This is a genomic window from Colwellia sp. MB3u-55, from assembly GCF_014076785.1.
In the GTDB taxonomy this organism is placed as follows: Bacteria; Pseudomonadota; Gammaproteobacteria; order Enterobacterales; family Alteromonadaceae; genus Colwellia_A.
On the sequence record NZ_JACGUS010000102.1, the window covers coordinates 69,438 to 91,717 of the forward strand.

Annotated in this window: 19 protein-coding genes and 1 pseudogene; 9 read left to right on the forward strand and 11 right to left on the reverse strand. The window is 38.2% G+C overall.

From position 1 onward, the window contains the following. Positions 1-343 precede the first annotated feature (343 nt). The 3 genes from H4J66_RS06210 (at position 344) to H4J66_RS06220 (ending at position 3,270) form a co-directional block, all read left to right on the forward strand. Positions 344-1,513 (forward strand): cupin domain-containing protein, encoded by a 1,170-nt coding sequence (locus H4J66_RS06210; protein WP_182171943.1) that lies wholly within the window; start codon positions 344-346, stop codon positions 1,511-1,513. A gap of 20 nt (positions 1,514-1,533) precedes the next feature. Continuing rightward, positions 1,534-1,998 carry a GNAT family N-acetyltransferase gene (locus tag H4J66_RS06215; protein WP_182171946.1) on the forward strand — a complete coding sequence of 155 codons (465 nt, stop codon included), beginning with the start codon at positions 1,534-1,536 and terminating at the stop codon, positions 1,996-1,998. 228 nt (positions 1,999-2,226) lie between these two features. After that, the gene (locus H4J66_RS06220) at positions 2,227-3,270 is read left to right on the forward strand and encodes an amino acid dehydrogenase (RefSeq protein WP_182171949.1); all 1,044 of its coding nucleotides are present in this window, start codon (positions 2,227-2,229) and stop codon (positions 3,268-3,270) included. Positions 3,271-3,377: 107 nt separating this feature from the next. Here the strand turns inward: H4J66_RS06220 and H4J66_RS06225 are convergent, their stop codons facing one another. Beyond that, positions 3,378-4,826, reverse strand: coding sequence for a glyceraldehyde-3-phosphate dehydrogenase (locus H4J66_RS06225; RefSeq protein ID WP_070373724.1), 1,449 nt, complete (start codon positions 4,824-4,826; stop codon positions 3,378-3,380). Positions 4,827-4,980: 154 nt separating this feature from the next. Between H4J66_RS06225 and H4J66_RS06230 the strand changes: the two genes are divergently transcribed. After that, positions 4,981-5,781 (forward strand): DUF2989 domain-containing protein, encoded by an 801-nt coding sequence (locus H4J66_RS06230; protein WP_182171952.1) that lies wholly within the window; start codon positions 4,981-4,983, stop codon positions 5,779-5,781. 29 nt (positions 5,782-5,810) lie between these two features. Here the strand turns inward: H4J66_RS06230 and msrB are convergent, their stop codons facing one another. Continuing rightward, positions 5,811-6,185 (reverse strand): peptide-methionine (R)-S-oxide reductase MsrB, encoded by a 375-nt coding sequence (gene msrB, locus H4J66_RS06235; protein WP_182171955.1) that lies wholly within the window; start codon positions 6,183-6,185, stop codon positions 5,811-5,813. 14 nt (positions 6,186-6,199) lie between these two features. Next, on the reverse strand, positions 6,200-7,738 hold the full coding sequence (gene gndA / locus H4J66_RS06240) for an NADP-dependent phosphogluconate dehydrogenase (protein ID WP_182171958.1): 1,539 nt from the start codon (positions 7,736-7,738) through the stop codon (positions 6,200-6,202). 200 nt (positions 7,739-7,938) lie between these two features. Between gndA and gap the strand changes: the two genes are divergently transcribed. After that, on the forward strand, positions 7,939-8,943 hold the full coding sequence (gap, locus tag H4J66_RS06245; RefSeq protein ID WP_070373727.1) for a type I glyceraldehyde-3-phosphate dehydrogenase: 1,005 nt from the start codon (positions 7,939-7,941) through the stop codon (positions 8,941-8,943). Between the two features lie 286 nt (positions 8,944-9,229). Here gap and H4J66_RS06250 read toward each other — a convergent pair whose 3' ends face one another. Genes H4J66_RS06250 through zwf form a run of 5 tightly spaced genes read right to left on the reverse strand, consistent with a single transcriptional unit; the run spans position 9,230 to position 14,921 of the window. Further along, entirely contained in the window at positions 9,230-9,877 is a 648-nt protein-coding gene (locus H4J66_RS06250) for a bifunctional 4-hydroxy-2-oxoglutarate aldolase/2-dehydro-3-deoxy-phosphogluconate aldolase (protein ID WP_182171961.1), read from the reverse strand. 3 nt (positions 9,878-9,880) lie between these two features. After that, positions 9,881-10,867 (reverse strand): glucokinase, encoded by a 987-nt coding sequence (locus tag H4J66_RS06255; protein ID WP_182171964.1) that lies wholly within the window; start codon positions 10,865-10,867, stop codon positions 9,881-9,883. After that, positions 10,864-12,702 (reverse strand): phosphogluconate dehydratase, encoded by a 1,839-nt coding sequence (gene edd, locus H4J66_RS06260; RefSeq protein ID WP_182172083.1) that lies wholly within the window; start codon positions 12,700-12,702, stop codon positions 10,864-10,866. The genes H4J66_RS06255 and edd overlap by 4 nt, the downstream gene beginning before the upstream one ends. A gap of 15 nt (positions 12,703-12,717) precedes the next feature. Continuing rightward, on the reverse strand, positions 12,718-13,413 hold the full coding sequence (pgl, locus tag H4J66_RS06265; protein ID WP_182171967.1) for a 6-phosphogluconolactonase: 696 nt from the start codon (positions 13,411-13,413) through the stop codon (positions 12,718-12,720). A 38-nt stretch (positions 13,414-13,451) separates the two neighbouring features. Further along, on the reverse strand, positions 13,452-14,921 hold the full coding sequence (zwf, locus tag H4J66_RS06270) for a glucose-6-phosphate dehydrogenase (RefSeq protein ID WP_182171970.1): 1,470 nt from the start codon (positions 14,919-14,921) through the stop codon (positions 13,452-13,454). Between the two features lie 372 nt (positions 14,922-15,293). On the opposite strand from zwf, the gene H4J66_RS06275 reads away from it, so the two are divergent. The 4 genes and pseudogenes from H4J66_RS06275 (at position 15,294) to H4J66_RS20180 (ending at position 18,858) form a co-directional block, all read left to right on the forward strand. Further along, a complete protein-coding gene (locus tag H4J66_RS06275; RefSeq protein WP_182171973.1) occupies positions 15,294-16,142 on the forward strand; it encodes a MurR/RpiR family transcriptional regulator in 849 nt (282 codons plus the stop codon). Between the two features lie 73 nt (positions 16,143-16,215). Continuing rightward, complete coding sequence (gene pyk, locus H4J66_RS06280) at positions 16,216-17,667, forward strand: pyruvate kinase (protein ID WP_182171976.1); 1,452 nt, start codon at positions 16,216-16,218, stop codon at positions 17,665-17,667. Between the two features lie 238 nt (positions 17,668-17,905). Further along, positions 17,906-18,658, forward strand: a pseudogene (locus H4J66_RS06285) (6-phosphofructokinase). Positions 18,659-18,684: 26 nt separating this feature from the next. Beyond that, a complete protein-coding gene (locus tag H4J66_RS20180) occupies positions 18,685-18,858 on the forward strand; it encodes a hypothetical protein (protein WP_259369066.1) in 174 nt (57 codons plus the stop codon). A gap of 73 nt (positions 18,859-18,931) precedes the next feature. Here H4J66_RS20180 and H4J66_RS06290 read toward each other — a convergent pair whose 3' ends face one another. From H4J66_RS06290 to H4J66_RS06300, 3 genes are all read right to left on the reverse strand, one after another. After that, positions 18,932-20,143, reverse strand: coding sequence for an EAL and HDOD domain-containing protein (locus H4J66_RS06290; RefSeq protein WP_182171979.1), 1,212 nt, complete (start codon positions 20,141-20,143; stop codon positions 18,932-18,934). Positions 20,144-20,331: 188 nt separating this feature from the next. Further along, complete coding sequence (locus tag H4J66_RS06295; RefSeq protein ID WP_182171982.1) at positions 20,332-21,606, reverse strand: hypothetical protein; 1,275 nt, start codon at positions 21,604-21,606, stop codon at positions 20,332-20,334. 33 nt (positions 21,607-21,639) lie between these two features. Next, positions 21,640-22,212, reverse strand: a complete 573-nt coding sequence (locus H4J66_RS06300; RefSeq protein WP_070376952.1) for a tRNA-(ms[2]io[6]A)-hydroxylase — start codon at positions 22,210-22,212, stop codon at positions 21,640-21,642. Between the last annotated feature and the right edge of the window lie 68 nt (positions 22,213-22,280).

The following is a 22,280-nucleotide window of genomic DNA, read 5'->3' on the forward strand; positions in this document are numbered from 1 at the left end:
AACGTGATGGCATGGATGCCAATGAACGTATATGTTCAGGATGAACGCAATAGCATGACGTGATGGCACGGATGCCAATGAACGTATATATTCAGGATGAACGCAATAGCATGACGTGATGGCATGGATGCCACTGAACGTATATGTTCAGGATGAACGCAATAGCATGACGTGATGGCATGGATGCCAATGAACGTATATGTTCAGGATGAACGGTATGACGTGATGGCATGGATGCCAATAAACGTATATGTCTTGGCTTTTCAGCAACGCCCTGATTTATGATGGGATTAGTGCATTTATGCACGCCAATTAACCGTAGTAAAATAGAGAGTAACACGCAATGCAAAAAATCCATTGGGGCGAACTAACGCCTGAGCAGTTTTTAAAAGAATATTGGCAAAAAAAACCGTTATTAATAAAAGGTGCGTTCAAAGACTTCACCGACCCAATTGATGCCAACGAACTTGCTGGCCTCGCGATGGAAAGCGAAATTGAATCGCGTATTATTGCCTGTAATAATGGTGAATGGCAAGTAGAGCAAGGTCCTTTTGATTCATTCGACAAGTTTGGCGAACAGAACTGGACGCTACTGGTGCAGGCGGTAAATAATTGGTCTCGCGATACCCAATCATTACTAGCAGCCGTTAATTTTATTCCACAATGGCGTATTGATGATGTAATGGTTAGCTTTTCTACACCCAATGGCGGTGTTGGTGCTCATTTAGACCAGTACGATGTCTTTATTGTACAAGGTGAAGGAAAGCGTCGCTGGCAAGTTGGTGCACCTGATAGTTCACTAAAGCAGCTATTACCTCATCCTGATTTAAAACAAGTTTCTAGTTTTGTTGCTGTTATCGACGAAATAACCGAAGCGGGTGATTTACTTTATATTCCACCGAATCATCCTCACAATGGCGTGTCATTAGAAAATTCGATGAATTTTTCTATTGGTTTTCAGGCACCAAACAATCAAGAATTATGGTCTGGTTTTGCTGATAAATTAATAGATGAAAACCTTGGAGAAACACGCTTTCCTGATAATGAACGCGCACTAACCAGTCAGCCCGAACAACTTGAACACATGGATATCGAAAAATTAAAGACGTTCATGAAAGCACAACTTGATGACGATAAGTTATTTATTCCTTTTATCGGTAAATATCTTACACAGAACCACCATGCTTTAGAAATATTAATGCCGGTCACTCCTATCGACAGCGAACAACTTACCGATATTCTGGCTGAAGCAGAAAATACCTTAGTGCCTGTTTCAGGAATAAAAAGCTTAATTGTTCCTCTTCAACCTCAAGAGCAAGCGCCCAACGAAACAAGTTTTTTATATATTAATGGGGAAAGTTTTTTAATTGATAAAGAAACAATCACATTAGCGACATACTTAACAAAACAGCAAACTTTGACCACTCAAACAGTAAAAAGTTTACTAACAAATTTGAAAAATGAACAATTATTGACTAATGTTCTAAATATGGGCTTTTGGTATATAGAATAACAACGAGTGTAATATTCATAATGTCGTTCAGCGTCAGTAGAGTAAATTGGGAACAAGCGGCATCATTATTAAGAGATGTCCGCGAGAAAGTTTTTATTTGTGAATGGCGTATTCCACGAAAAATAGAGTTTGACCGAAAAGATCACTATGCATTTCATGTCTTGGTTTGTGATGATATTACTCAAGAGCCCGTTGCAACGGGCCGTATATTGTCTACGGGGGAAATTTCTCGCATCGCTGTATTGATGTCTTTTAGAAAAAGAAACATCGACATAGTTGTTGTCAAAGGTTTACTGGCGATTGCTAAAGATCTCAAACTTGATGAAGTCTTTATTTATAGTCCACTTGATGATGTTGAATATTTTAGAAAATTTAACTTTATCAGTGCTGGCGCGGTATTTATGGAAGCAGGTATGCCAAGACAGCGTATGACCTGTGCTGTTGAGAATATAAAAAAATCGACCCGCTTCGCTTTTAATCACTAGTTTATTAATTCCTACTCTATTAATGAGTCACTCCTTTTATCCTTTTACCACTATTATTAAATTTTGTGCTTTATTCTATACATTTACCCTAAGATAGTGACCGTTATATTTTGATCTGACGGCTAGCGCAATATTAGGCTAAGTGGTATTGTGCGCATCGAAACAATACAACTCTTATTACAGAAGTAAAAAGAATGTTAACAAAACTTTTTACGTGGAGATTTAGAAGTGGCAATTTTTGATTTAGTAGATTTCGACAATCATGAACAAGTTGTTTATTGCAGCGATGATGCAACAGGCTTAAAAGCTATCATAGCAGTACACAGTACTGCACTTGGACCAGCGGCAGGTGGCTGTCGTTTTTGGGATTATGTAAATGATGAAGCAGCATTAAAAGATGTTTTACGTTTATCAAAAGGCATGACCTACAAAAATGCTATGGCTGGGTTAAAACTTGGCGGTGGTAAAGGGGTTATTATTGGTAATCCTAGACACTTAAAGTCAGACGATTTATTCAAAGCCTATGGCAAAGCCGTTAATAATCTAGGTGGCCGTTATTACACCGCTGAAGATGTCAATATTACTACTGGTGATATGGCTATTGTTAATCAAGTTACCGACTATGTGTCGGGTCTTGAAGGAAAAAGTGGTAATCCAGGCCCCTTCACTGCGCTAGGTACTTTTTTAGGTATTAAAGCCGCGGTTAAGTTTAAATTGGGATCTGATGATTTAACCGGTATTAAAGTCGCTGTTCAAGGGCTTGGTAGTGTTGGTTATTCACTTTGTGAACGACTTCATGCTGCGGGTGCGAAATTAATCGTCACTGATATTAACCAAGAAATTTTAGATAAAGCCGTTACCGAGTTAGATGCAACAGTTGTTAGCTTAGACGATATTTACAAACAAGATGTTGAAGTATTTTCACCTTGTGCGTTAGGCGCGTCAATTAATGACGATAGTATTGCAGAGCTTAAAGCGGTGATCATTGCCGGTTGTGCTAATAACCAACTTGCAGAAAGTCGTCATGACCAAATCCTTTTAGACAAGGGTATTTTGTATGCCCCTGACTACGTTATTAACGCTGGGGGAATTATAAATGTTGCCCTTGAAATTTATCCTGAACCTTATTGTGCTGATAAGGCGACAAGTTTGGTCGAAAATATTTATCACACACTAATGAATGTTTTTGTAACAGCGAACGAGAAAAATTTACCAACAGGTAAAGTAGCTGATGAAATGGCGAGAGCTATAATAGCTAACGCTGGAAAATAATCTTCCCGTGTAAACTAAAAAGCCGCACGATATAAATAAAGTGCGACTTTTTTTTCGCTATAAATTGTTGGCATCAACTCACACCAACAATGTTATCAACTTATAGACTAATTAACGGGTAATGTTGGTACCTGAATACCTGACATTTCTAGCATTACTCTAACTACCTGACAGCTGTAACCAAATTCATTGTCATACCATACATACAATACAGCGCGATCGCCATCAACAATCGTTGCTTGAGAGTCAACAACTCCAGCGTATCGAGAGCCAACCAAGTCAGTAGAGACGATTTCAGTTGAAGCCGTATAATCTACTTGATTTTGTAACTTAGAATTTAACGAAATATTACGTAAGTAATCGTTTAACGCTTCTTTATCCGTTGATTTTTTCAAATTCAAATTCATGATAGCCATTGAAACATTTGGTGTCGGTACACGAATCGCATTACCCGTTAACAAACCTTTCAATTCAGGTAATGCTTTAGCAACCGCTTTAGCAGCACCCGTTGTACTAATAACCATATTTAATGGTGCACTACGACCACGACGAGGAGCCGGGTGGTAGTTATCAATTAAGTTTTGATCGTTAGTATATGAATGAACCGTTTCAACGTGACCATTCTTAATACCGAACTCATCGTTAATGGCTTTTAACACAGGTGTAATAGCGTTAGTGGTACAACTTGCTGCAGAAACAATTTTGTCATCCGCTAAAATCATATCTTGATTCACGCCATAAACGATATTTTTAATATCACCTTTAGCGGGTGCTGTTAACAATACCTTAGCAACACCTTTTGATTGTAAATGTTGTCCTAGACCTTCTTCGTCACTCCATACACCGGTGTTATCAACAACTAAAGCGTCATTAATACCATATTGGGTATAGTCGATTTCGCTAGGATTTTTTGCGTAGATGACTTGAATAAATGCACCATTAGCTTTAATGACACTATTTTCTTCATCGATAGTAATACTACCGTTAAAAGCACCATGCACTGAATCACGACGTAATAGGCTGGCACGTTTTGCTAAATCACCTTTACCACTTGGGCGAATAACAATAGCACGTAAATTTAATGTCGAGCAGGGTCCTGCGCGTTCAATTAACAGGCGCGCTAATAAGCGACCGATACGACCAAAACCATAAAGAACAACATCTTTAGACTTTTGTGGGTCAGTATTTTTATTAATTGATACTAATTCTTTTTCTAAAAACTGCTCAATTGACAGACCATTAGCTTTACCAAGAAATAAATAACGGTAGGCCAATTTACCGACATCAATACGTGCTGGCGCTAAATCCATGTGTCTTAATGCATCAATAAAAGGAAAGCTTTCACGTAAACGTAATTTACTGTCTTCATGTAGCGCAACAGATTTATGTGCTTTAATGATATCAATTGCAGAAGCATTAACTAATGGACGACCATAAATAGATACTTCGAGACCTTTGTTTCTGAAAAGTTGCCCTATAATAGGTTGCATATTTTCAGCAAATGTTTGGCGTTCTTGCCAGCTAGCTTGGTATTGTTCCTCAAGATGAGAAGTCATTGCGTAAACCTTTTTATTTCAGTCAATTGAACGATGAGTTATTATTAATATTAGCACTAATAACAATAATAATTAATTGCGGCACTATTGTAATCGAACCTGAAAACTTTCGCCACTAGTTACACATAATATCACGCTCAAATATGGGACAAAAATGAAGACAATAATAGCCTACTTCTCACTAATTTTTTTATTAACCGCTTGTGATAGCAAGCCAAACTTTGCTGAACTTTGTGAAAGTAATTCTGAAATCTGTAATGAATTTCAAGAAGACTCATGGTGTAAACGAGAACGTATTACGGTGGGTTTTTCTAATTTAGAGGAAAAATTGGCTAGTTCAGATCTACATAAATATCATCAACTCATTGCTTACGAAGATTATGCACAATGTATGGTTCATGCCTCAAAAATTGAGCATATTAAATTAAAACATAAACAAACGATGAGAGTTGATAACGCAATTCAAGCACAGAATCGTATCAAAGAAATATCAAAAGAAACAATAACCTCAGATCACCCTCACCTGCTCTACTATCACTGGTCGAGATATATCAACGAAGAATCTTTAAATAAATTTTTAGCACAAGAAGGGACAAAAGCCCTTGAAAATTCAAGGTCGCAATATAACTTAGCAACGCATTATACAAAAAAAGATCCTAAAAAGACCTTAACGTTACTTTATCGAGCTTTGCAATTATACCAGCCAGATCAGAAAATAAATGCAGAAATCTTTCAGTCAATAGCAACGATATTTATAGAAAAGCAAGATGTTAAAAAAGCTTATCTTTGGTTAAGAATTTTACGTTTACATTCGCCAGAAAATAAAGAAGTGACTGAAAAGTCTTTAAATAATTATGTTGTAGGTTATAAATTAAATAAAACATTATTAGATAAAATTGCCAATATAACCTTAGATAAAATTGAAGCAGGAACCTTTGAGTCACCAAAGGTTTAGGTTTAATCAAGAGATTAAACCTTGTCTTTTTAAAGTGCGCTAAACTGTAAACTTAATGAATTAACACAATAACGTTTACCGCTGGGTTGTGGGCCGTCATCAAATACATGACCAAGATGAGAGTCACACGTACTGCAAGTGATTTCTGTACGCATCATTCCAAGGCTGTCATCTTCAATGTAGGCGACATTTGGGCTAATAGCGGCAGAAAAACTTGGCCAACCACAACCCGATTGAAATTTATCCGTTGAAGAAAAGAGCTCCTTTTCACAACAGGCACAATGATAAACACCGGCTAGCCAATGATCGTTATACTCGCCACTGAACGGTTGCTCTGTGGCAGCCAAGCGACATACTCGAAAGGCCTCGGGTGTTAACTTATCTTGATAAGGGTCTTTAGACATATATTTTCACCTTTTTATTTTGAATGACCAAATTCGATCATTTCACGCTCAGGGTCTGACCATTCAACGTGAAATTTCTTTCCTGGTGTTTGATCAACCCGTTCAAAAGTATGAGCACCAAAAAAGTCTCTTTGTGCCTGTAATAAATTTGCAGGAAGAACAGCGGTACGCATAGCATCATAATAGGTTAACGATGAACTTATTGCACTGGTTGAAATTCCCATTAAAGCGGTTTCTGCAACAGTTTTACGCCAATTTAATTGATGAGCATTTAACTGATCAACAAAGAATGCATCTAGCATTAAATTTTCTAACTTCGCATTACGTTTAAAAGCATCGGTAATAGATTGTAAAAATGCTGCACGGATAATACAACCGGCTCGCCATATTTTTGCAATACTGGCAAAATCCAGTTCCCAATCATGCTCTTGCTCCGCTTGCTTCATTAATTGAAAACCTTGGGCATAAGCACAAATTTTCGCACAGTAAATGGCATCATGTAAACGAGCAATAAACGCTGTTTTTTCTTGTGTATTTAAGATCTTAGCCTTAGGACCGTTAAGCAGACTTGAACTCTGCACTCTTAAATTTTTAAATGAAGAGATGGAACGTGCGTACACCGCTTGGGCAATGGTGGGGGCTGGTGTACCTAATTCTAAACTGCTCATCGCAGTCCACAAGCCTGTGCCTTTTTGCCCTGCTTTATCAAGAATCAAATCCACTAGCGGGATGTTATCTTCGGTCACTCTATGGCGAAGTACCTCAACAGATATTTCCATTAAATAACTGTCTAAAGGACCTTGGTTCCATTGTTCAAAAATATCAGCAATCTCATCTGTTGATAAATTTAAACCCGCACGTAAAGTATGATAAGCCTCACAGATAATTTGCATATCCGCATATTCAATACCATTATGAACCATTTTTACATAATGACCCGCCCCAGCTGGGCCAATATAAGCGGTACAAGGTTCACCTTTTTTAATGGTTTCCCCTGGTTTAGTCCGCTCTAAAGGTTTGCCTGTTTCGGCGTCAACCTTAGCTGATATTGCTTCCCAAATAGGTTTAATGCGTGTCCATGCATATGGAGAGCCGCTGGGCATTAAAGCAGGTCCAAATCGAGCGCCGACTTCACCACCTGAGACAGCTGAAGAAAATAAAATAAAGTTATTCTTATATTTTTTCTCACGAGCAACGGTATCAACCCACAGACTATTACCCGTATCAATAATAATATCATCGGGTTGAATACCCGCGCCAATCAAACTCTCAGAGACTTGATCAACAGGAGCACCAGCAGGTACAGAAAGTACAATAAGATGGGGAGTTTTTAATCGCGATAATAATTCTGTATATGATGAGCAACCGTGAACACGTTGCTTATTTTCACCATTTTCCAATTTGTCTTGGGCAATAACGCCAAGCACTTTTTCATTATCTAAATCAAAAGCAGCAATACTGTAACCGTTGTCGGCTAAGTTTAGCACCAAATTTTTACCCATTACACCAAGGCCAATAAAGCCGATGTCACACAAACTATTGTCTTGTGTCATAGTAGAAAGTCCATAAATACTGAGAAATACAATGGCATTTATTCTACCATGAACGAAACTAAGCCACTAGCAATTAAAGTTGACCCAACTCGTAATAAAACGCCCTTTTTATCAAAAAAAGGCCAAATATGACAAGTATCGCTTGTATAAATCTCAAAATGATGTAATTTTACTACATTATTTTCATTTGGAATTTTAACATGACTATTAAAGTTGGCATCAATGGTTTTGGCCGTATCGGTCGTTTTGTATTTAGAGCTGCTGCGCAGAGAAGCGACATTGAAATTGTCGGTATTAATGATTTAATCGACATTGACTACATGGCTTACATGCTTAAGTATGACTCAACGCATGGTCGTTTTAACGGTACGGTAGAAGTTAAAGATGGTCAGTTGATTGTTAATGATAAAGTTATTCGCGTTAGCGCTATCCGTAACCCCGAAGAACTAAAATGGGATGAAATAGATGTTGATGTTGTTGTTGAATCAACCGGTTTATTTCTAACTGATGAGACAGCACGAAAGCATTTGATCGCAGGAGCTAAAAAAGTTGTGCTTTCTGCCCCTTCAAAAGATGACACCCCAATGTTTGTCTGTGGTGTAAACCTCAATGAGTATAAAGGCGAAGATATTGTATCAAACGCCTCATGTACTACTAATTGCCTAGCACCTATTGCTAAGGTTCTTAATGATAATTGGGGAATTGAAAGTGGTTTAATGACGACGGTTCATGCAACTACAGCAACACAAAAAACTGTTGATAGCCCTTCAGCTAAAGATTGGCGTGGTGGCCGTGGTGCAGGACAAAATATAATCCCTTCATCTACGGGTGCTGCAAAAGCGGTTGGTAAAGTTATCCCTGAATTAAATGGCAAACTCACTGGTATGGCCTTTCGTGTACCAACACCAAATGTATCTGTTGTAGATCTGACCGTTAATTTAAAAAGTAGCGCAACCTATCAAGAAATTTGCGATGCGATGAAATCAGCAGCTCATGGTGATTTGCAAGGCATATTAGGCTATACCGAAGATCAAGTAGTTTCTAATGATTTCATTGGCGAAACGTGTACTTCAGTCTTTGATGCGGGTGCGGGTATAGCACTAACCGATAAGTTTGTAAAAATTGTTTCTTGGTACGACAATGAAATTGGTTATTCAAACAAGGTACTTGATTTAGTGGCTTACGTCAGCGCTTATAAAAATTAATATTCTTTAGAAAAAAAGTTATATCAAAAAAGCCAAATATCTTTATTTGGCTTTTTTATTGAGATAAATTTTAGTCAAAGCCCCTTACTTGAACAACCTTGACTAGTCGATTTAAGGCCCTCACCGATAAACATCCCACAAAGATGTTATCTAGCTATAGACTGCCTTTACTTGCCTGTAAAAGGATATGTGAGGATTGATGTCAGGCGGACAATAAGTCGTATAAATAAAAAAGGCTGAAGCACTATCAATAGCGCTTCAGCCTTTTTGGTATTCGCTTTACGCGTTATTTTACATGAGCAAGTGCTTGTTTCGCTAATTCAGTAATTTTAGCCCAATCTTTATTTTTAATTATGTCGTCGGTAACCAACCAAGAGCCACCACAACAAGCAACGTTTGATAAGGCTAAGTAGTCCTTAACATTACTTAAATTGATACCACCTGTTGGACAAAAGCGAATGTCAGGGAATGGTCCGCCCATTGATTGAATCGCTTTAACACCACCAGAAGCTTCTGCGGGGAAAAACTTCAAATGATCATAGCCAAAGTCAATTCCGTCCATCATTTCTGAAATTGATGAAATTCCTGGTATAAGGGCAATATTACCTTCATTACCCGCTTTTAATAAATCTTTTGTTAAGCCTGGACTTATTGCAAACTTAGCCCCTGCTTCTTGACAGCGTTGCAGCATTTCACGATTTGTTACTGTACCAGCGCCAACACAAGCTTCTGGTAACTCTTGCGCGATAATTTTAATGACATCAAGTGCCGCTGGTGTGCGCAAAGTTACTTCTAATACTTTTATGCCAGCAGCGAGTAAGGCTTTAGCAATAGGTAAGGCATCTTCAACATCTTTAATAACAAGAACAGGCACAATAGGCCCCATAGCGAAAATTTCTTTTGGCGATAACTGCCAATTATTTGTTATGGTCATGATTTAGATGTGTCCTTTCATTGAAGATAATTGTTGACGAATATAGGCAGACGCCCCTAACAAACCGGGTTGATTTTCGGTGATCACATACGTCGGAATATTGTTAATAAAACTAGATAGTCGGCCTTTTGTATCAAAACGCTGTCTAAAATTACTGTTTTTGATGAAATCTATAAAACGAGGCACAATGCCACCGGCAATATATACACCACCAAAACAACCTAATGTTAAGGCTAAGTTACCGGCAAAGCTGCCTAAAGTATTACAAAATTGATGCAAGGCTTTTTCACATAGTGGGCATGAGCCATCTATCGCTTTAGCGGAGATTTGTTCAGCTGACAAATTACTTTTTGGCAAGTTATCAATTGACAAAAAAGCTTGATAAATTTGCTCTAACCCTCTGCCACAAAGTAATTGTTCATAGGATATTCTATGCTGCTTAGTTTCAAGTAAATAACTTAATATTTTAATTTCATCTGCATCAACAGGAGCAAAGTCGACATGGCCTCCTTCCCCTCCTAAACAACACCAACCGTCGATGGTCGGTACTAAATTAGCAACACCTAGCCCGGTACCAGGACCACAAATAGAAATAGGCTTGTCGGCAATTGCGACCCCTTCCCCAATTTGCACTTTTTGTGCTTGTGTTAGCAAAGGTACTGCATGTGCTATTGCGGTATAGTCATTTATTAAAAATAACTGACTAATACTCAATGCTTTTTTCAAGGTCGATTGAGAAAATGTCCATGGCAAGTTAGTCATGGTAATTTGATCTGTTTCAACCGGACAAGCAATGGCTAAACATGCATTGATTGTTTTACCTGCAGAGTTATGTAACGCTAAATAAACGCTAATAACATCGGCTAAGCTATCATATTGGTCGCACTGATAAGTTTTAATATCTGAGGTTTGACCATCGTCATTAACTAGGCCAAACCTGATATTAGTCCCGCCAATGTCAGCAACTAAGTTAAGTATTGACTCACTCACGAAGCTTTACCATCAATATCAGTTTCATCAAATAATGAACAAGCACCGGTTTCAGCAGTACTTAAATTACGACGCATAAAACCAAAAAGCTCTCGGCCCATGCCTTGATGATGACCATTGACTTGAAAAATAGCATTGTCACGTTGGGCAAGCTCTGCTTCGTCAACCATTAAGGTTAACTCTCCAGTTTCGCCGTCAACTAAAATCATATCACCGGTTTTCACTTTCGCGATTAAACCGCCATCTAGGGCTTCTGGGCACAAATGAATAGCAGCAGGTACTTTACCTGAGGCGCCAGACATACGCCCATCAGTTACCATAGCGACCTTAAAACCTTTGTCTTGGAGAACACCAAGTGGTGGTGTTAGTTTATGCAATTCAGGCATGCCACGCGCTTTCGGTCCTTGGAATCTAATAACAGCAACAAAATCTTTTTCTAATTCACCCGCATCAAATGCTGCTTGTAATTCATGTTGATCTTCAAAAACGACGGCAGGTGCTTTAATAACAAAACTACCTTCACGCAATGAAGATGTTTTAATGACAGAGACACCTAAGTTCCCCTTAAGAACACGTAAGCCGCCAGTAGCTTTGAACGGGCTTGAAACCGTTGCAATAATAGTATCGTCAAGAGATTTTTCAACACAATCAACCCACTTAAGTTCACCGCTTTCGAGTACAGGTTTTTTAGTGTAGCGTGTTAAACCGCGGCCACAGATAGTTTCAACATCTTCAAAAACTAAACCGCCCTCAATCAATTCTCTAAAGAGTAGTGCCATACCACCAGCTTCTTGAAATTGATTTATATCTGCTTCACCGTTCGGGTAGATACGTGTTAATAGTGGCACTGCTTCAGATAAATCATTAAAGTCTTGGAAGTTAATGATAATACCCGCTGCTTTTGCAAATGCAATAATATGCATGGTTAAGTTCGTTGAACCGCCCGTCGCAAGTAAGGCAACAATTGCATTAACAATTGAACGCTCATCGACCATTTTGCCAATCGGCATATAGTTGCCCGACTGTTGCGTTAAACGAGTTGCTTGACGTGCTGCTGCTTTTGTTAGTTCTTCACGAAGCTGCGTATTCGGTGCGATAAATGAAGCGCCAGGTAAATGAAGTCCCATGACTTCAACAACCAGTTGATTTGAGTTGGCTGTGCCAAAGAAAGTACAAGTACCCGCAGAGTGATAAGAGGCAGATTCAGCCTCAAGCAGCTCTTCTTCGTTGGCTTCACCTTTAGCATATTGCTGGCGAACACGTGCTTTTTCTTTGTTTGGTAAACCTGAAGGCATAGGGCCCGCAGGAATAAATACTGTGGGTAAATGTCCAAAAGTCATACTGGCAATCAACAAGCCCGGTACGATTTTATCACAGATGCCCATCATTAATGCGCCATCAAACATATTATGCGATAAGCCAACCGCTGCAGACATTGCAATAACATCTCGGCTCATTAGGCTTAAATCCATACCCGGTTGGCCTTGAGTAACACCGTCACACATAGCCGGTACACCGGCTGCGAATTGTGCAACACCACCCGCATCTCTCACTGCTGCTTTAATAATCGCAGGATAAGTTTCATAGGGCTGATGAGCAGATAACATATCATTGTAAGCTGAAACAATAGCGATGTCTGAGTGATGTATACCACGTAATGAGGCCTTGTCTTCTTTACCACAAGCAGCAAAACCATGAGCTAAGTTACCACACGACAAACCGGCACGATGGACTGTTTGAGAGCTTTCGGCTTCTATCTTAGCTAAATATTTAGCTCTACTACCTTTACTACGCTCAATAATTTCATTAGTAATAGCGACGATTTTTTCATTCATTTTAATAGTCATATGTTACTCCGCCCAATACACTTGTGTATTGATATCTGGGTTTTGTAAAAATGCCCTTATTGGCATTTCTGTTTGATTGTTACTTGAAAGTGCTTTTTCTAAAACGACCTTTTTACCTGCACCACAAACATGCAAAATAATATTTTTACTCTGCGCTAAATGAGCATAAGTAAAAGTTATACGGTCGTTAGGAGCCGTTTTGGGGACAACCTTCATTAGAGCATCAGTATTATCAAGCGCAAGTGCTGATGATATTTGCTCGCTACAGGGGAATAAAGAAGCGGTATGACCGTCTTCACCCATGCCAAGAATAAGGACATCTAAGGGCAATAACTGGCTTTTAGCATCAGTATTTAATTGCACTAGGGTTGATTGATCACATTCACCCTCTTTTTTAAGGTGAAAAAATTGTGCTGCAGCTGCTTTATTTTTTAACAGGTTTTCATGTACCAAACGGGTATTACTTGCCTCAGACTCAAACTCAACCCAACGTTCGTCCGCTAAAGTGACGGTTACGTTTTGCCAATCAATATCTTTAGTCGATAAAGCCGTAAAAAAACCTTTGGGTGTAGACCCGCCAGAAACAGCTAAGCTTGCTTTGCCTTTCTGGCTCAAAGCGTTTGATAAAATTTCAGCGACAGTATTGGCTAAGGCATTATCTAAATCTGTTCGCTGAGCGAAATTGTTTAATTGGTACATAGTTATTTCCTGAAATTCACGTTATCTCTGAAATTTATTTATTCAACCCACTGGCGATCATCACGAGCGATCATAGAAAGAGAGGCTACGGGTCCCCAAGTTCCAGCAGGATAAGCTTTAGGGGGTTCATTACTTGTCTTCCAGGCTTCGATAATACTATCAGCCCAAGTCCAAGCCGCTTCGACTTCATCACGACTAACAAATAACGATTGATTACCGTTGATAACTTCTAGCATCAATCGTTCGTACGCATCGACAACACGCTGATCTTCATAAGTCTCTGAAAAACTCAAATCAAGCTTATTTTCTTGAATATGCATTTGTGAAGCAATACCTGGAATTTTATTCATCATCTGTAATTCAACGCCTTCGTCAGGTTGTAAACGAATCGTTAACTTATTTGCCGGTAGATCAGCATGGCTATCCTTGAAGATATTATGCGCCTGAGGTTTAAATTGCACTACTATCTCACTGTGCTTTGCAGGCATTCTTTTACCCGTACGAAGGTAAAAAGGCACGCCAGCCCAACGCCAATTATCAATTTCTGCTTTTATAGCAACAAAAGTTTCGGTATCACTTTTTTGATTAGCATCTTTTTCATTTAAGTAACCCGGCACAGGTAAACCATTTAAGTAACCATCGGCGTACTGACCACGAACTGTTTTTTCTTTCACATTCAGGCGATTAATAGGCGCGAGAGCTTTAACTGCCTTTAACTTTTCAACACGAATACTTTCTGCACTTAAATCAGCAGGAGGCTCCATCGCTAAGAGTGATAATATTTGTAATAAATGGTTTTGTATCATGTCGCGCATTTGTCCTGCGTCGTCATAAAAACCCCATCGTCCCTCAATTCCAACACTTTCAGCAACCGTTATCTGTACATGGTCAATACTATTACGGTCCCAGTTATTGGTAAAAAGTGAATTGGCAAAACGCAGTACTAATAGATTCAGTACTGTTTCTTTTCCTAAATAGTGATCGATACGATAAATTTGGTTTTCATTGAAATGACGAGAAACTTGATCGTTAATAACTTTTGATGATGCAAGGCAGTTGCCAATCGGTTTTTCCATCACAACACGGTCAGCGTCAGTAATAAGTTTAGCTGACTTTAAACCGTCGGTAATATCACCATAAATAGCAGGAGGCGTTGAAAAATAATAAACACGTGTATCATGGCCACCTTTTAACGTTGCAGCTAAGTTACTATAAGAGACAGTGTCTTTAAAATCTAACTGTTGATAAACCATACGGCTAATAAAACGAGCAAGTACTTCTTCGTTTAAGCCTTCTTTAACAAACTCAGTAAGATTCTCAATAACAAAAGCCGTAAATTCTTCTACCGAATGGTCTTGTCTGGCGACACCTAAAATTCGACTTTCTATATTTAATAAGCCGGCTTGGTCTAATTGATATAAAGCGGGTAATAATTTGCGACGAGACAAGTCACCAAGTGCACCAAAAATAACAATTTCACTGGCAGACTGAAGATCAGAATTTTTCATAAACAATATCTCTTTTTTTGGCATTCTTTATTGAACACTGATAATAACTAAAATTACCTCATCAATAAAGCTAGCACATATTGTAACTAAACTACATTTATCCATAATTTAACGGGTATATTGGCATCAGTAAAGAACTTTTTGTAATTAAATTACATTTTAGGTATTATGGATAAATAAAAGCTTTACGCGGCAATTTTACTCGAAGTTCATAGTTGGTTAGTGGTTATTCGTATGAAACATTAATTAAAGGTTTGCTAAAAATTGCCAATATGTTTTATATTAGCTGTAATTATGAAATAAATTTTCATTATTCTCGTCATTTAGACAGAAAATTAATTACAATTATTGTAAAAAGTAGGATTGACCGACATGAATATATTAGAAAAGATCGCCGAAGAATTAGATACTTTCAGTAAATCTGAACGTAAGGTGGCAGAGGTAATATTGTCTTCTCCAGGTACCGTTATTCATGCCAGTATCGCTGCTTTAGCTAAACAAGCAAATATCAGTGAGCCTACTGTTAATAGGTTTTGTCGTCGTTTAGATACTAAAGGTTATCCCGACTTTAAACTTCATTTAGCGCAAAGTTTAGCCAATGGTACCCCTTATGTTAACAGGCATGTTGATGAAAACGATACGGCTGATGAATATACAGATAAAATTTTTGAATCAACCATGGCAAATCTTGAATTAGCCCGTAAAAGTTTAGATGCAAATGTGATCAACCGATCTGTTGATGTGTTAACCCAAGCGAACAAAATTTCATTTTTTGGCTTGGGCGCTTCCGCTGTTGTTGCTCATGATGCTTTAAATAAATTCTTTCGCTTTAATGTGCCAGTAGTTTATTTCGATGACATATTAATGCAACGTATGAGTGCTATAAATAGTCGCCAAGGTGATGTTGTTGTTGTAATTTCTCATACGGGACGAACCAAGTCATTGGTTGAGGTCGCCAGTTTAGCAAAAGAAAATGATGCCATCGTTATCGGTATTACAACGGCGGGTAGTCCTCTGGCAAAAGAATGTAATATCGTTTTATCTGTTGATGTTGCTGAAGACACCGATTTATATATGCCTATGTCATCACGTATCGCTCAACTTGCACTGATTGATGTATTAGCAACAGGCTTTACCTTAAGGCGCGGTACAAAATTTAGAGAGAACTTAAAGAAAGTTAAAGACAGTTTACGTAGCTCTCGTTTTGAGCGCAAAGACTAACCAGCATTATCGATGGCGACTAACACTGATTTGTTTATCGTCAAAATTAAACAATATTATAATAAGGATTAAGATGCCTAGAAGAACTAAAATTGTAGCGACCTTAGGGCCAGCCACTGACGACAGAGCCGTATTAAAAGAAGTATTAGCCGCTGGTGTAAATGTGGTTCGTTTAAACTTCTCTCATGGTATTCCACAAGATCATATTGACCGTGCCAACAATGTTCGCGAAATAGCTAAAGAACTGGGTATATATGTTGGTATTTTAGGTGATTTACAAGGCCCTAAGATACGCGTATCAACCTTTAAAAATGGTCCAATTAAATTAGCCATTGGTGATAAATTTGAACTTGACGCAGAATTGCCAAAAGGTGAAGGCTGCCAAGAAAAAGTGGGTATCGATTACAAGAAATTACCACAAGATGTCGTCCCTGGCGATATTCTTTTACTTGACGATGGCCGTGTGCAATTAAAAGTTTTAAGTACACAAGGGCAATCAGTTTTCACCGAAGTAACGGTGGGTGGACCCTTATCAAACAATAAAGGTATTAATCGTCAAGGCGGTGGCTTAACAGCGCCAGCACTGACAGCTAAAGATAAAGAAGATATTAAATTAGCGGCAAAAATTAATGTCGACTTCTTAGCGGTCTCTTTTCCTCGTGATGCTGCAGATATGCGTGAAGCACGTTTATTAGCGCAAGAAGCCGGTTGTGATGCACGCTTAGTGTCTAAAATTGAACGCGCAGAAGCAGTAAATGATGATAAAGTGCTTGATGAGATTATTCTAGCCTCAGACGTTGTCATGGTTGCTCGTGGTGATTTAGGTGTTGAAATTGGCGATGCTGCATTAGTGGGTAAGCAAAAACATATAATCGCTCGTAGTCGTCAGTTAAACCGTGTTGTTATTACAGCAACACAAATGATGGAGACCATGATTGAAAACCCTATGCCAACCCGTGCTGAAGTTATGGATGTTGCAAATGCTGTGCTTGATGGTACTGATGCAGTCATGCTCAGTGCTGAAACTGCTGCAGGGAAATACCCGGTAGAAACAGTAAAAGCGATGGCATCAGTATGTATTGGCGCTGAAGAGCATCGTTCAGTAAATATTTCAAACCACCGTAATGAGCTCACATTTTCTGAGATTTCAGAAACTATCGCAATGTCAGCCATGTATTCAGCTAATCACCTAGTGGGTGTTAAAGCGATTATATCATTGACTGAGTCTGGACATACCAGCAAAATCATGTCGCGTATTACTTCAGGTTTACCTATTTATTCTTTATCTCGTCATCAGAAAACATTAAATAAAACCGCTATTTACCGTGGTGTTTATCCTGTTGAATTTGACTCTACACATTTTCCTGATGAAGAGTTATCTAATGCGGTACTCAATAAGGTCTTAACTAAAGCAGACTTAAAAGTTGACGACATAGTGATATTCACCCACGGTGATATGATGGAAACGGTTGGCGCAACGAATACAATGAAAGTATTAACCGTAACAAAAAAACATCTCAGCTAATTAATTGCTATGACCCATTAAGGTAAAGCTTCAGCGGTTACTTTAAGCTGACGGGCAAAATGTTTAGATCTAAAAGGGTAGCTCAATAGCTACCTTTTTTTATGTGCAAAATATAATCAAGGTAAATAATGACGGATGCAAAAAACTTCCTTAAAATAGATTTTACTAGATAAGGTTAAAAACGATTATGATGATAAAAAAGATTGTGCTATTAACCAGTGGTGGCGATGCCCCCGGCATGAATGCCGCGATACGTGCAGTTGTAATTGCTGCGCATCACTATGCATTACCCACGGTTGGTTTTTTTTCTGGCTATAACGGTTTAATTGAAGCGAGTTCAACATTGCTAAAACCTGCAAGTGTTAATGGCATCATCCACCGAGGAGGCACTATTTTAAAAAGTGCTCGCTGCCCTGCCATGCTTACTGAGTAAAGCTTAGAATCAGCCGCAGCAACCCTTAAAAAAGAAAAAATAGACGCCTTAATTGTTATTGGCGGCGATGGCTCTTTTAACGGTTTACTGGCGTTAAATAAACATTGGCCAGGAACTATTATAGGTATTCCAGGGACCATAGATAATGATATTGATGGTACAGATTTCACCATAGGCTTTTCTACTGCAGTCAATACCGGTATTGAAGCGATAGATAAAATACGTGACACGGCAGAAGCTTTTGAGCGCATTTTTATTGTTGAAGTCATGGGTAGGCGAAGTGTACACATCACTTTTAATGTCGGTATCGCCAGTGCAGCTGAGCAAATATTGTCTTTTGAGAATTTCTCTCAAGCCGACGAGCAAGAAAAGCTCAGCCATTTAGCTCAAGAAATCAAACAAGCACAGCACAATAGGCATGCCAGTTATATTATAGTTATTGCCGAGAACTTATGGCCCAGTGGCGCAGTAAAGCTCGCTAAGCAATTAAAACAGACTTCAAACATTGACTGTACTGCGTGTATACTTGGCTATATTCACGAGGTGGTTCACCGGTAGCTAAAGACCGAATATTAGCAACAAAAATGGGGGTTGCTGCTGTACAAGCGCTAATAGCAGGAAAGAGTAACGTTATGATTGGCGAGCGTAATAATCAATTACTCACAGTTCCCCTAGACGTTGCCGTTCAACATAAAGAAAAAGTCAGTGAAAGCTTAGTTTCAGCACAAGAAAATATTCTCGCCTTAACAACGCAGTAACTGCCTACAAAAAAGCTTAAGCAACAGGCATAAGCTTTTGGGGTATCAGATCAAGTCGCTGAGCTAAAATAACTTAAATACCGAGCTCTTTACACCATTGACAAGCAGCAACAAACTCTTGTTGAATAAAAGCTTCGTCAAGAGAATACATTTCAATTAATTGCTTTATGTTTTCACCATCACCCGTGATGTACTTCATCGCAAAATCAAGTAATTCACCGAGTAAACCTGAGTGGTCAACTAGCGCGTTTTCAATTGGAATGGCGAGTGGCATTGTTTTAACGATTTCGTTAATCGGCATACGCAAAATAATTTCAATAGCACTTAATAAGCCGGTAATAAAAGCAAAATCACTGATCTCTTTAAAGGCACCTTCTTTGGCTAATGCCGTCATTAATTTTGCAGTAATAAGTGCCTGCTTAGATATTTCATCGGTCTTGTCGGTTGTCAATTTAGACAAAGCAAGAATAGTCACAAACTGTTTAAGTTTATCTTCACCTAAATAGGCAGCGGCTTGTTTTAATGACGTAATTTCAATACGAGTTGATGTTGCTACATTATTAACCATTTTTAATAAGCCAACAGTTAAGTTAACATCATGACTGATAATAGTGGCAATGTTGTCAAAATCTAATGGTGAGTGAAATGTTTCACTGATCAAATGCAACATTTGTGTTTTGATTGGCGCAAGTGTTTGCCCCTCTACTATCTCAGGCTCGTGATAAAAATACCCTTGATAATAATCAAATCCGACTTCTGCTAAAGCTTGTAATTGAAAGTTAGTTTCTACTTTTTCTGCGGCAAGTTTAATGTTGTGATCTTTTAGACGCTCGATAACTTTATGTAGACGTTTTGGGTTAACTTTATCGGTATCAACCTTAATAATTGCTATATATGGAAATAAAACATCCCACTTTTCATCAAGGTCATATTCAGTTAACGCAACTTTATAACCTTTATCAAAATAAAACTTAACGATTTTAAACAAACTTTCTGTTGGTACTTTATGGCCAACAAGTTCGATAACAATAGATTTTTTATCGAACATAAGCGGATATTTATTAATTAGACATTTTTCAGTAAAATTAATAAAAGCAAGTTTTCCCATACTGATGGAGCGAATGTCACCTTGTAGGTGATTTTGAATAATTAATTTAGAGCTGACAACGTCTGAATCAATGTCAGGAAATTGGTTATCTGTGCTATCTCTAAAGAGCAGCTCGTAACCAATCGTGGCATGGTTTCTATCGAGTATCGCTTGTCTTGCTATATAAGTGTTATACATATATTAGAGCTAAAATTTTATTAATTATTATTAACTTAAACATACCCTATTTTTCTTTGAATTGTAAAGTAAATAAGCCGCTAAGCCGTTATTTTATTGTCAATATTATTATAAGCATTTATACGCTACGCAAATAAGCGAATGAAATCGGTAACCTATATACAGTTGATTAATTTCAGCTCTTTATTTCATTTAATCCTAAATGGCGCGGTTAATAACGCCTGCGCTAAAGGGATATCTTGATAATGATTTTCACGAATATTATGAATAAATTTCAATGTTTTAAATGCATCAAACCAAACAACTAGCTGTTTATTAAACTGCTTTTCACTATTATTTATTTGTTTTTCAACAAAAGCTGCAAAACCTATGTGATTTAGTGCCGTTATTATTGGCTCTGATAACGGTTCTAACCATGCGATTAAATCGCCGCGATGGTGCCATAAATTTGCAAAAGCAGACAATACAGCTTTGAGCAATGTAAATACTTGAGGATGGTAATAACAATAATCTAGGTGACTTGCTTGTAAATCAAGAATTTTTTGCACAGCAGGTCCAGTCCCAAAAGGCACCCGTTGAGACGTTCTGGCTTCAAGCGTGACTGTTACCTCTTCAATAAATTCAACATCGCCTAACTTAGCCAATTTATTTATTAAATAAAAATCTTCCCCAGCACTCCGCTTTGGGAAACCACGAGCCTGAACATAGACTTCCGCTTTAAACGCTAAAGTACTCCCAATAGTAAAAAAGGCATAGGGTGAATCGGCATAATGTAAGCCCGCAACATAATAGCGTAAAGCGCTTTCATAAAGAAAATTAGCCTGATGAATACTTTTATCTTCACTGCTATGCTTAAAGTTAAAACAGCAAACTACGGTATTTTTATCACGTGTATGTAAAGCGTTAAAATAATCATCGGGTAAGTAAGCATCTGCATCACTAGAACAGATCCAAGTTTGTCTGATGCGGTTTACTGAAATTAAATAAGCGCTGAGATCAGTACCTATTTTACGTGCCAGCCCTACGCCTTGATCTTTATCAATAGCATGAGTAAAACGGTCAACCACTAACAGCCATGTTTGACTTTGCGTTACCTTAATCAAGGTCAGGTTATTGTTTTTCCAGCAGTTATCACCACAAGAAAGTGCATATTGATAAAGTGCTTTTTGTTGATTTATCTCGTTATAATTAGCCACTGAATTATCTTCGCGTAACGATATAGTAACAGACTCGGCGATAAGTTCGGTAATAGGTTCGTTAATGACCAGCACCATAAGTACTGGAGATTTTGAAAGTGGTGAAGCTAAAAAACGCTCAATAAAAGCGTTTGTTTCTTGATAAGCAGGAATAACCACAACATGGTCAACAGTAAACTCATTAGGTAATCCTGATTCATATTGAGCTAGTACCGCAACTTCACTTTCAGCATAGCGACTAAAATATTGGTTAAACACTTTTGACATCAGCTTACCCGTTAACCATTTATCGTTAAATAATTAATGCAGAGCCGCTCTAAAGGGAAGTTTTGCACAAATTTCAGCTTCTAATGTCAGTACTTCTTCTAAACGTATATTAACTTCGTCTTTATCAAAATATTCATAAGCGAGTTCGATAAACAAATTTTTATGCTTTTCTTCAGACTTTGCAATCGCGTCATATAAGACTTTGTCTTTGCCTTCGGGCAATGCTTGGGCAATAAGCGAAAAACGTTCATAACCTCGTGCCTCAATCACACCAGCAACGATTAATCTGTCCATAAAAAATACTTCTGCACCATTACGAAAGGCTTTACGAATTTGGGTAATATAAGGGTCTTTGGTGTCAGCGCCGAGCTGAATGCCACGCGCATTGATTAATTTTAACACTTGTTTAAAATGAATGAGCTCTTCTATCGCTAAGTCAGCCATAGCTTTAACCATATTTTTTCTATCGGGATAATGAGAGATCATTGACATCGCCATACCTGACGCTTTTTTTTCTGCGGTTGCATGATCAAGTAAAAAAGCATTGAAATCAGCAAGAGCAACTTGCGCCCATTCTTTTGGTGTATGGTATTTAAGTTCAAACATAAAACTACTTATTATTGAAAGAGGAAATTTGCCCACTATTTTATAGGAAAATAGCGGGCGAACAAACA

What these genes read in the sequence shown, in the direction of transcription:
- gndA (WP_182171958.1), bottom strand. Translation starts at nt 7,738, where the DNA reads ATGACACAAGACAATAGTTTGTGTGACATCGGCTTTATTGGCCTTGGT.
- H4J66_RS06275 (WP_182171973.1), top strand. Translation starts at nt 15,294, where the DNA reads ATGAATATATTAGAAAAGATCGCCGAAGAATTAGATACTTTCAGTAAA.
- H4J66_RS06215 (WP_182171946.1), top strand. Translation starts at nt 1,534, where the DNA reads ATGTCGTTCAGCGTCAGTAGAGTAAATTGGGAACAAGCGGCATCATTA.
- pgl (WP_182171967.1), bottom strand. Translation starts at nt 13,413, where the DNA reads ATGTACCAATTAAACAATTTCGCTCAGCGAACAGATTTAGATAATGCC.
- H4J66_RS06300 (WP_070376952.1), bottom strand. Translation starts at nt 22,212, where the DNA reads ATGTTTGAACTTAAATACCATACACCAAAAGAATGGGCGCAAGTTGCT.
- H4J66_RS06210 (WP_182171943.1), top strand. Translation starts at nt 344, where the DNA reads ATGCAAAAAATCCATTGGGGCGAACTAACGCCTGAGCAGTTTTTAAAA.
- zwf (WP_182171970.1), bottom strand. Translation starts at nt 14,921, where the DNA reads ATGAAAAATTCTGATCTTCAGTCTGCCAGTGAAATTGTTATTTTTGGT.
- H4J66_RS06290 (WP_182171979.1), bottom strand. Translation starts at nt 20,143, where the DNA reads ATGTATAACACTTATATAGCAAGACAAGCGATACTCGATAGAAACCAT.
- H4J66_RS06250 (WP_182171961.1), bottom strand. Translation starts at nt 9,877, where the DNA reads ATGACCATAACAAATAATTGGCAGTTATCGCCAAAAGAAATTTTCGCT.
- pyk (WP_182171976.1), top strand. Translation starts at nt 16,216, where the DNA reads ATGCCTAGAAGAACTAAAATTGTAGCGACCTTAGGGCCAGCCACTGAC.
- H4J66_RS06225 (WP_070373724.1), bottom strand. Translation starts at nt 4,826, where the DNA reads ATGACTTCTCATCTTGAGGAACAATACCAAGCTAGCTGGCAAGAACGC.
- msrB (WP_182171955.1), bottom strand. Translation starts at nt 6,185, where the DNA reads ATGTCTAAAGACCCTTATCAAGATAAGTTAACACCCGAGGCCTTTCGA.
- H4J66_RS20180 (WP_259369066.1), top strand. Translation starts at nt 18,685, where the DNA reads ATGGGGGTTGCTGCTGTACAAGCGCTAATAGCAGGAAAGAGTAACGTT.
- edd (WP_182172083.1), bottom strand. Translation starts at nt 12,702, where the DNA reads ATGAATGAAAAAATCGTCGCTATTACTAATGAAATTATTGAGCGTAGT.
- H4J66_RS06295 (WP_182171982.1), bottom strand. Translation starts at nt 21,606, where the DNA reads ATGTCAAAAGTGTTTAACCAATATTTTAGTCGCTATGCTGAAAGTGAA.
- H4J66_RS06230 (WP_182171952.1), top strand. Translation starts at nt 4,981, where the DNA reads ATGAAGACAATAATAGCCTACTTCTCACTAATTTTTTTATTAACCGCT.
- gap (WP_070373727.1), top strand. Translation starts at nt 7,939, where the DNA reads ATGACTATTAAAGTTGGCATCAATGGTTTTGGCCGTATCGGTCGTTTT.